Consider the following 9,054-nt stretch of genomic DNA (forward strand, 5'->3'; position numbering starts at 1 on the left):
ATCTTGCTCAAAACTTACACACTTACACAACGCACAACTGAGAGCAATTGTGCATGCTCCTAGCATGAGTCGGGATGAGATTCCAATCTCTCGACAATTTCCCGGATTAAATGCTCATCAGAGCGATTGATCTCGGGGTGGAAAGGCGCCTGTTTTAAGTAGCGCTTGAGATCCTGGCAGGCTTGCTGCCAACGGCCCAACTGATAATACAACAGCCCGCGATCCCTTAGGTGGGGCAAGGATTCAGGGATCAACAACAAGATCCGTTCCGCTGCTGCCAAAGCGGGTTCCAGTTCGGCGCGGCTCAGATAAATTTGCTTGAGGTTGTTGAGCAAGCGTACCAAGATCAGGCGGGGAGGGGTGGGGCGTAGGTGGTGTTCTTGGAAAGGGATCCCAGGCCCGTAGATTTGCGACAAAAGCTCTTGACAATCTTCTGGAAATAAAATCTCCCCCTGCTGAAAGGGATCCACAAAAATCTCGGCGCCTGCAAACAGGGGCCGGATTAAAAAGTGGCCGGGCATGCCCACTCCTGCCATGGGAAAATCGATCCGCCGCGCCAGCTCTAGATAGATCAGCGACAGCGTAATCGGGATCCCGGTGCGCCGATCGATCACTTCGTTCAAAAAGCTGTTGCGTGGGTCGTAATAATCTTCGCGATTGCCACGAAAGCCCAGATCCTCAAAGAGATAGTGATTCAAGATCTTGATGACCCGCAGGGGATAACGCTCCGGGGGAAGGCGCTCTTGCACCTCTGCGGCCATCTCATCCAGAGCGGCCACATACTCTTCCACCTCCAGATCGGGATAGGCTTCTTGGGCAATCCAGAGGGCCGCCCGACCCAGATCGATGGGCTCCGATTGGATTTCAAGGGCAAAGCGTTGACGGGCAGCAGGAATGCTCATGAAATGTTAAATATTAAATATTGAGGTTCTTTGCAAGGATCTCGGTTAAAACAGCAACGTGCAGAAGCTGGTCAACAGCAAGGTCACCGCCGTCAGGAGCAGGCTAAAGCTCCAAAGCCGCAAAGCGGCAAGCAGCAGGATCCCGATCACCCAAATCAGCAGAGCATTCCAATAGGGTCGGTTGGGGGCTTTGGACACATTAATTTTCTGGAAGAAGGGCAGCAGGATGAACGATACATCCAACAACAGGCGCGGCAGCCGCAAATTGTCCGGCAGCGGCAGATCTCGCACCGCCAAATAAAGCAGCCCCCAGCTCAACAAAAGCGGGATTAGGAGCAGATAGTTGGATTCGGCCAGCAGGGGTCGATCCACCACCAGCGGAAACAGAGGGCTGATCCCCCAGAGCAGATAGAGGTAAAAGTTGAAGTTCAGCAGCGGCTGTAGCAGAGGGGGCACCTTGAAGCGTTGACCTTGGGATCCGATCCCGTTTACCTGAGCTGCAATTTTCTGGCCCAGGGATCCGCCTTTTTGAGGGGTTTGCGCTGCCGGGGCCGCCCGCCAACCGCAGTGGTCACAGTAGGGAGATTTGAACCGGTAGGCTGGGATCGGCTTGCCACAGGAAGGGCAACGTTGGATCGGACGAGGTTGAGAACTGGAAGCCATGACCACCCCGCGGTACTTCTGCCTTAGCATGCCCCAATGGCTCTCAGTTTACTCCCAGGGCAAACGACAATGTAATACAGGCTGCCCCCAAAGCCGCGCCGGCCATGACCTGCACGGGAGTGTGCCCCAGCAATTCTTTCAGGTAGGGTTCTGGAAAACGGTCGGCGCCCTTTTCTTCAAACCATTCTTCCAGGAGGCGATTCAGCACCCGCGCCTGTTTTCCGGCGGCTTGGCGGATCCCCGCGGCATCGTACATCACCACCAATGCGAAAACCACCGTCGCGGCAAACAGCAGGCTGTCCCAGCCTTCCTGCATCCCCACCCCAATGGACAAAGCCGTCACCAACGCTGCGTGGGAGCTGGGCATTCCCCCGGTTTCCACCAAGACTCGCAGGTTAACCTTGCCTGACCGCACATAGGAAAGGATCAGCTTGATGGCTTGGGCCAACACACTGGCCAGCAAAGCAACCCAGAGGACATGATTGGCCATCAACTGTTGCAGCATACGGCTCTCCAGCACAGACATGCGAGCAGGGTCTCCAGGGATCCCATCTAACTTGTCCTCTTGTCCTGCCCTAATGCTGACGGCGAGTGATGAAATCTGCCAGGGCCAACAGCGGCTCTGCCCGCGATCCATAGGGGCGCAACGCTTCCTTGGCCGATTGAATCAGCTCCTCGGCTTTTTGCCGGGAAGCCTCTAGGCCCAACAAGCTGGGATAGGTGGCTTTGGCGGCAGCTTGATCCTTTCCTGCCGTTTTGCCCAGTTGCTCGCTGGTGGCGGTGATGTCCAAAATGTCGTCCACAATCTGAAAGGCCAAGCCAATATCGCGGGCGTAGCGGCTCAGGCGGTCCAGCAGCTCCTCATCTCCCCCCGCCAGGATCCCTCCCGAAACCACCGAGACTTCCAATAGAGCGCCGGTTTTGTGGCTGTGAATGTACTCCAAAGTTTCCAGGGAAATGGCTTTGCCCTCCGACTCCAGATCCACCACCTGTCCCCCCACCAAACCGGTTGCCGCCACAGCATGGCCAATGCGGGCAATCACCTGCAACACCAACTGCGGCGGTACCCCCTGAGTTTGGCTAGCAATGTGCTCAAAGGCAAAGGCCAGCAGGGCATCTCCTGCCAAGATGGCAATGTCTTCGCCGAACACCTTGTGGTTGGTGGGTTTGCCGCGGCGAAAGTCGTCATTGTCCATGGCCGGCAGATCGTCATGGATCAGCGACATGGTGTGGATCATTTCCAGGGCACAGGCGGTAGGCAGAGCCTGCTCCACAGTGCCGCCGGCCAACTCGCAAGCAGCCAGACAAAGGATCGGCCTGAGGCGCTTCCCCCCTGCCAATAGGCTGTAGCGCATCGCCTCGTAAATGCGCTCCGGATAGGCGGGAACCAAAGCTGCAGAGAGAGCTTCTTCCACCTGTTGCTGACGCTGGCTCAGGTAGGCTTTCAGGTTAAAGGTTTGGGCAACCAAGCGGGGTTTCCTCTCAACTCGGCAATGGGGGGATCCTTGTCGAGCCGTTCTTCAACAGACTTGTCAGGTGTCATTATCTCATGTCCACTTTAATTGGGGATCCCAGCCCAGAGGCCAAAAGGGTAAGAAGTAACAGCAAGTTGCAGCCGATGAAGAAACTGCAGGGATCCTGAGCCGCCAACTTGCGGTTGCTGTCGCCACAATGTCAGGATTCATAAGGATCTTTAGCCGGATTGCCCTCCTATGTCCCACTCGCCTGTTCAGCTCAGCGCCACCTCCTCCACCGCCAGCGGTGCGGAGCACTTGGGTGACCGTTTGCTGCGGGCGGCCCGAGGGGAAGTGCTGGATCGCCCTCCAGTTTGGATGATGCGCCAGGCGGGTCGCTACATGGCGGCCTACCGCGAGCTGCAAAGCAAGTACACCTTTAAGCAGCGCTGCGAGATCCCGGAGCTGGCCGTCGAGATCTCGTTGCAACCGTTTCGGGCCTTTGCCCCTGATGGAGTGATCCTGTTCAGCGATATCCTCACCCCCCTTGAGGGCATGGGCATCCCCTTTGACCTGGTGGAGCATCAGGGGCCGATCATCGACCCGCCGATTCGTTCGCAAGCCCAAATTGAGCGCATTCGCCTCCTGGAACCGGAAGAAAGTCTGCCTTTCATCAAGACCATTCTCAGCACCCTGCGCCGCGAGGTGGAAGGAAAAGCGACGCTGCTGGGATTTGTCGGCTCCCCCTGGACTCTGGCCTGCTATGCCGTGGAAGGGCGCAGCTCCAAAGATTATGCCCACATCAAAAGCTTGGCCTTTACACAGCCGCCATTGCTGCATCAGTTGCTGAGCAAGCTGGCCGACAGCATTGCCCGCTACGTGATCTACCAGATCGAGTGCGGCGCCCAGGTGGTGCAGTTGTTCGATACTTGGGCCGGACAGCTCAGCCCAGCCGATTACGAGTGTTGGGCCTTGCCCTACCAAAAGCAAATTGTGGATCAGGTGAAAGCTCGCTATCCGCAGGTGCCGCTGATCCTCTACATCAACGGCAGCGCCGCTTTGCTGGAGCGGGTGGGCAAAGCCGGCATCGACGTGTTCAGCCTCGATTGGATGAGCGATATGGCAGAGGCCAGGGCCCGCCTGGGATCCCTGGCGGTGCAGGGCAATCTGGATCCGATGGTGTTGCTGGGATCGCCAGAGTTCATCCGGCAGCGCACCCTAGAAGTGATTCAAAAAGCCGGATCCCGTGGACATATCATGAACCTGGGCCACGGCATTCACCCAAGCACTCCAGAGGCCAATGTCCATTACTTTTTCGAGACGGTGCGCCAGTCGGCAGAGCTGATACATTTACGCTGAACACTGCCGAACATCACTGTTCAACTATGCAGCGATAGCATTCTGTTTGTTTCCATTCGCGTTAGCGGGACGGAGTCCAAACAGAATGGCGGTATCCCGCAAAGCTTTGAGTAGAATACCCAAAGCGCAGTTTCCGTGTCGTCTTACTACCAATTTTCTGCTTTGCTTTGGCTACCATGTTGGCAGACTCGAAAGTAAACAGAAAGATCAACTGGTAGTAATCCGTACTGAACATATTATACATTATTTTCAGTATAGTTGAGCTTATTATTGACTAGAGTCATGCTCCTAAAAGCCCTCTAGCCTAACAGGCAGCGCGAACCCCTCCTCCCTGAAGCGTTTTGCTCAACTTTTGCTCTAAGGTTGCACGGCCATCTCCAGGGATCCCCGGTGTACATCAGCGTCATCATTCCCACCTACAACCGCCGTCCCATTTTGGAGCAGTGTCTGCGGGCCTTGGCGCAGCAACAGCCCGGCCCCTACGAGGGCTACGAGGTGGTGGTGGTGGACGACGGCTCCACCGATGGCACAGTGGAATGGCTGCAGAACAACCCCATCGGCTTGCCCCAGTGGAAACTGTTGCAGCAGGAGCACCGCGGCCCCGCCGCTGCCCGCAACTTGGGGTTTCGCCACGCCCAGGGATCCCTCATCGTCTTTATCGACAGCGACCTGGTGGTGGTGGATCACTTCTTGGCCAGCCACGCCCAGATGCTGCGGCGGCACGGCGTTACAGGGGATCCCCGCTCCCCCCACGAGGCCAAGGTCTTCACCTACGGGCGGGTGATCAACACGAGCAATTTTCAGGATCCCCGCTCCGAACCCTTCAAGCCCACCGATTTTTCGGCAGCCTTTTTCGCCACCGGCAACGTGGCCATTGCCCGCCATTGGTTGGAGCTGGCCTGCGAAACCCCCGCCGGCCCCTTTGACGAGCGGTTTCACCTCTACGGCTGGGAAGACCTGGAGCTGGGGGTGCGGCTAAAGCGTTTGGGCTTGCGCCTGGTCAAGTGCCCCCAGGCCACCGGCTACCACTGGCATCCGCCCTTTGAGCTGCAGCAGATCCCGGCCCTTATCGAGCGGGAACGGCAGCGGGGCCGCATGGGTATTCTCTTTTACCAAAAACACCCCACTTGGGCCGTGCGCCTGATGATCCAACTGACGCCCCTGCACCAATTCCTGTGGGGCCTTTCATCCCTGGGGGGCTGGCTGAACGAGAAGCGGGTGGAACCGCTGCTGCGCTGGTTGATCCGGCATGGCCGCTCGCAGTTGGCCTTGGAGCTGTGCCGGATTTTTTTCCTCAACTGGTACAACGTGCAGGCCGTTTACGAAAGCTACAGAGCGATGAAGGCGCGAAATAAGGGGATCCACTCGGCTTGAGCTGCCACCAGGGCGGGGTAAATAAGCTGGCCATAATCCTTGCCCGGAATCAGAGGCTGGCCGGGATCCGGATCGGCACAGCTCAGGGGTTCCCAAACGGCGCCGGCCCCCTTGACAATGACCCACACTGCCGCCACATCCCAGATCTTGGGCGAGCGTTCTACCGCCCCCAAAAGGCTGCCACCGGCCACCGCCAGCAGGTTGTAGGCAGCGCCCCCCAACATCCGCGCTTTGCAAGGGAATTGCGGGCTAATCCAATGGCTGCTGCGGGAACAGAAATTGAACAATTGGTTGGGGCCGGGTGAGGCGGTGCTAGGACGGATTGGCTGGGGACAGGCGGGATCCCGGTCGTGGCGGGTGAGAAAAGCTCCTGCTGCTGCATCCCCAGGAAACCGAGGCCAATAACCGTAAAAAGTCTGGCGGATGGGCGGCAGATGGACACAGCCAAACACCGGCACGCCCCAATGCAGCAAAGCCAAGGAGCTGCCCCAAATGGGGATCCCACGGGCAAAATTGGTGGTGCCATCCAAAGGATCCACTACCCAACACCACTCCTTCTCGGGAAAAATGTGGTTGGATTCCTCGCTCAGATAACCGTGATCGGGGTAGGCAGCGGCAATGGCCCCTTGAAAAGCGCGATCCGCCCACTGGTCAGAAGAGGTTACCAAGCTGCCGTCGGCTTTTAAGGACTCCGTCCCGCTGGCGCGAACCGTAGGGTGGGCCTGGCCAAAGTCTGCCAAGAGCTGGGATCCCACGCTGGCCGTAGCCTGCAAGGCAAACTCGGTAACCTCCAGCCAGAAAGGGGATAGAGCAGCAGTTGCAGAAGGAGCACTCATGCCCCAATCCTAGCGGGATCCCTGGCTTTTGGGGTGGAAAAGGGGTCGCAATGGCAGCGGATCCCTCACAAGCAGGTTCTAGGCCCATAAGCTGAATAGAATCAAATCATAGGTAAACTCCCCAGCTGGCCACCCTCCTCCATGAACCAGCGCCTGATTGGACAACTGATTGGCAACCGCTACCGGCTGACCCGCCACATCAGCGAGGGTGGCTACGGCAATGTGTTCGAGGCGGTGGATACCCAGCTCAATGACGAGCTGGTGGCCGTCAAGTTGTTGCGCCCGCCGCCCCCGGACATGGGCCCAGAGTACTACCAGCAACTGCAGCAACGCTTCATGGATGAGGCCAGGGTCAGCGCTCTGTTGGGCGAGCACCCCAACATCGTGCAGGTGCGCTCTTACGGCCTGTACCAAAACCAGCCCTATCTGGTGATGGAGTACCTGAATGCCAAACCCTACAGCGGCCAGGGGTTGGACTATGTGCTGGCTCGGGAAGGCCCCTTGCACCCAGAGCGAGTGGTGAACTTGGCTCTGCAAATTTGCTCTGCCCTGCACCACGCCCACAACTTTCAGATGGATCTGGGCAAGCACTCCATTCGCGGCGTCATCCACCGCGACATTAAACCCAGCAACATCTTTGTGCAGAAAGGGCCCGATGGGAAAGAGCGGGTCAAGATCCTGGACTTCGGCATTTCCAAGCTCATGGGGGAGACCTCTCGTGGCCTGACGCAAACGGGCTATTTTTTGGGCACGATGGTCTACGCCTCGCCCGAGCAAATGCGCGGAGAAAAGCTGGATGGCCGCTCCGACATCTATTCCCTGGGGGTGGTGCTGTACGAGCTGTTAACTGGTGCGTTGCCCTTCGAGCCGGATACCGACACCTTGCAGGGCTGGTACCACGTCCACAACTTTCAAAAGCCCCGCCCCTTCCAAGACCACAAGCTAGCCCACCCCATCCCTGCTGCTCTGGAGAGGGTCATCCTCCAGTGCCTAGAGAAAGACCCTGCCCTCCGCCCAGCCAACATGGAAGGGCTCAGCCAGCAGCTACAGGCTGTCTATGGAAACAAGGTTGCCCCTCCTGCCCCGTTCGTCCCCTCAAATTCCTCTCGTTCACCTCAAGGTGTTCGCCCCCCGCGGATCCCGACCGGATTTGGCCAGCCGACTTCCCAACAGCCCCGAACTGCCCCAGTTGAGGAAGAAAAGCTCCAGCAGGCGGTCAGTCTGATCGAGGCAGGCGAGTACAAGATGGCCGTCCATCTGCTCAATGAGCTGATCCAGAGCGCCCCCAACGAAGCCCGCTACTATCTCTACCGCGGCCTGGCCCACCAACGGCAGGGACATTGGGGCCTTGCCCAGATGGATTATCAAGGGGTGCTGCGGCTGGAGCCGGGTAACCCTTCAGCGGAACAGGGGCTGCGCGAGGTGGAACAGAAGGTTGGGCAGGAACATGTCAACAGCAAGTCCGGCTCTCATCTGTTGGATGCACCCCTGAATGCACCCCGCCTGGGCAAAGGGTCGGCGTTGAGTTGGCTCTTGGCCAATTTGGGGGCGGCTGGGATCGGCTACCTGGGGCTGGGGGCATCAGCGCCTCTGCTGGCGGCTTTGGGATCACTACAAGAAGCGGTGGCTGGAGCCGGCCTTGGCTTGCTGATGGGGCTGCTGCAGTGGCTGGTGTTGCGGCGGCAGGTTTCGGTGGGATGGGTGGCTGCAACTTTGCTGGCCACGGCTTTGGGCTGGGCGGCGGCGGATTTCCTCGCTCCCCAGGTGGGGGTAGCAACCTCTGCTTTTAACCCGACGGATCCCTGGCTCCAAAATGTCTTGCAGGCAATGGGAGATGCGCTGCGCGGTTTGCTGGTGGGGGTCGGCGTTGGTGGGCTGCAATGGGCCTTGTGGTCTCAGCGCTGGAAAGGTAGCCGGGCTTGGATCTTGGCGGCAGTTGCCGAAGGGGCAGGATCGGCTCTGTTGATGGGTTGGCTGCTGGACAATACTACCTTGAACAGTTGGCTGCTGCTGATCGTGGGGCTACTGGCCAACACGCGCCCCCTTAGCGCAATGGTGCTTTTGAATTTGCGCCGGATCCCTCCTGTTCAAAGTCAACAACAAGCCCCTTAGCCCACAGGGATCCCATCTGAGTTCTCTCTCTCAAGAAGAGGGAAAGACAGGAATCAAAACCGCTCATTATTTTTCTCACGATTTTTCTCACGGTTACCGGGGAGCGCCGTGAGATCCCCAGCTCAGAGCTACGCGACTGGTTGTAGGGAGTAGGGTCGTTTGAGCTAGTAAACTACCCGACTCCGACCACTAAAGCGGTACGGAGCGGGCTTTCAGTAGCCCTGAGCCTGCTCTGCTCCACCAGAGAACAAAACAGGCCCGAACCTCTAGGCTGGTTTACGGCAGCCCCCAAAAGCGCAATCACCTTCGCACCGTTAAAATCCGCATCCCCTTCCCAACCGCAGTGCCCGCATT

The 9,054-nt window shown here is 58.2% G+C and carries 8 protein-coding genes and 1 pseudogene; 3 read left to right on the forward strand and 6 right to left on the reverse strand.

Features of this window, described 5'->3' with window-relative positions; genetic code table 11:
- Positions 1 to 59 precede the first annotated feature (59 nt).
- Genes ACVW0C_RS11860 through crtE form a run of 4 tightly spaced genes read right to left on the reverse strand, consistent with a single transcriptional unit; the run spans position 60 to position 3,034 of the window.
- Positions 60 to 902: a SirB1 family protein gene (locus ACVW0C_RS11860; protein ID WP_414350903.1), complete on the reverse strand. Its 843-nt coding sequence runs from the start codon at positions 900 to 902 to the stop codon at positions 60 to 62.
- A 45-nt stretch (positions 903 to 947) separates the two neighbouring features.
- Positions 948 to 1,595 (reverse strand): hypothetical protein, encoded by a 648-nt coding sequence (locus ACVW0C_RS11865; protein WP_414428247.1) that lies wholly within the window; start codon positions 1,593 to 1,595, stop codon positions 948 to 950.
- 13 nt (positions 1,596 to 1,608) lie between these two features.
- On the reverse strand, positions 1,609 to 2,091 hold the full coding sequence (locus tag ACVW0C_RS11870; protein WP_414328881.1) for a divergent PAP2 family protein: 483 nt from the start codon (positions 2,089 to 2,091) through the stop codon (positions 1,609 to 1,611).
- A gap of 49 nt (positions 2,092 to 2,140) precedes the next feature.
- Positions 2,141 to 3,034 (reverse strand): geranylgeranyl diphosphate synthase CrtE, encoded by an 894-nt coding sequence (gene crtE, locus ACVW0C_RS11875; RefSeq protein ID WP_414328882.1) that lies wholly within the window; start codon positions 3,032 to 3,034, stop codon positions 2,141 to 2,143.
- Between the two features lie 243 nt (positions 3,035 to 3,277).
- Here crtE and hemE point away from each other — a divergent pair, with 243 nt between their 5' ends.
- Positions 3,278 to 4,378, forward strand: a complete 1,101-nt coding sequence (hemE, locus tag ACVW0C_RS11880; protein WP_457385571.1) for a uroporphyrinogen decarboxylase — start codon at positions 3,278 to 3,280, stop codon at positions 4,376 to 4,378.
- Positions 4,379 to 4,768: 390 nt separating this feature from the next.
- Positions 4,769 to 5,752: a glycosyltransferase family 2 protein gene (locus tag ACVW0C_RS11885; protein ID WP_457385577.1), complete on the forward strand. Its 984-nt coding sequence runs from the start codon at positions 4,769 to 4,771 to the stop codon at positions 5,750 to 5,752.
- Here ACVW0C_RS11885 and ACVW0C_RS11890 read toward each other — a convergent pair.
- Positions 5,707 to 6,588, reverse strand: a complete 882-nt coding sequence (locus ACVW0C_RS11890; RefSeq protein WP_457385573.1) for an inositol monophosphatase family protein — start codon at positions 6,586 to 6,588, stop codon at positions 5,707 to 5,709. The two genes, ACVW0C_RS11885 and ACVW0C_RS11890, sit on opposite strands and share 46 nt — an antisense overlap.
- Positions 6,589 to 6,729: 141 nt before the next feature.
- Between ACVW0C_RS11890 and ACVW0C_RS11895 the strand changes: the two genes are divergently transcribed.
- Positions 6,730 to 8,700, forward strand: coding sequence for a serine/threonine protein kinase (locus ACVW0C_RS11895; RefSeq protein WP_457385575.1), 1,971 nt, complete (start codon positions 6,730 to 6,732; stop codon positions 8,698 to 8,700).
- Between the two features lie 172 nt (positions 8,701 to 8,872).
- On the opposite strand, the pseudogene ACVW0C_RS11900 reads toward ACVW0C_RS11895, so the two are convergent.
- Positions 8,873 to 9,054 (reverse strand): annotated as a pseudogene (locus ACVW0C_RS11900) (RNA-guided endonuclease TnpB family protein); the annotation flags it as partial.

The sequence above is a fragment of the Thermostichus sp. OS-CIW-26 genome (assembly GCF_054058395.1).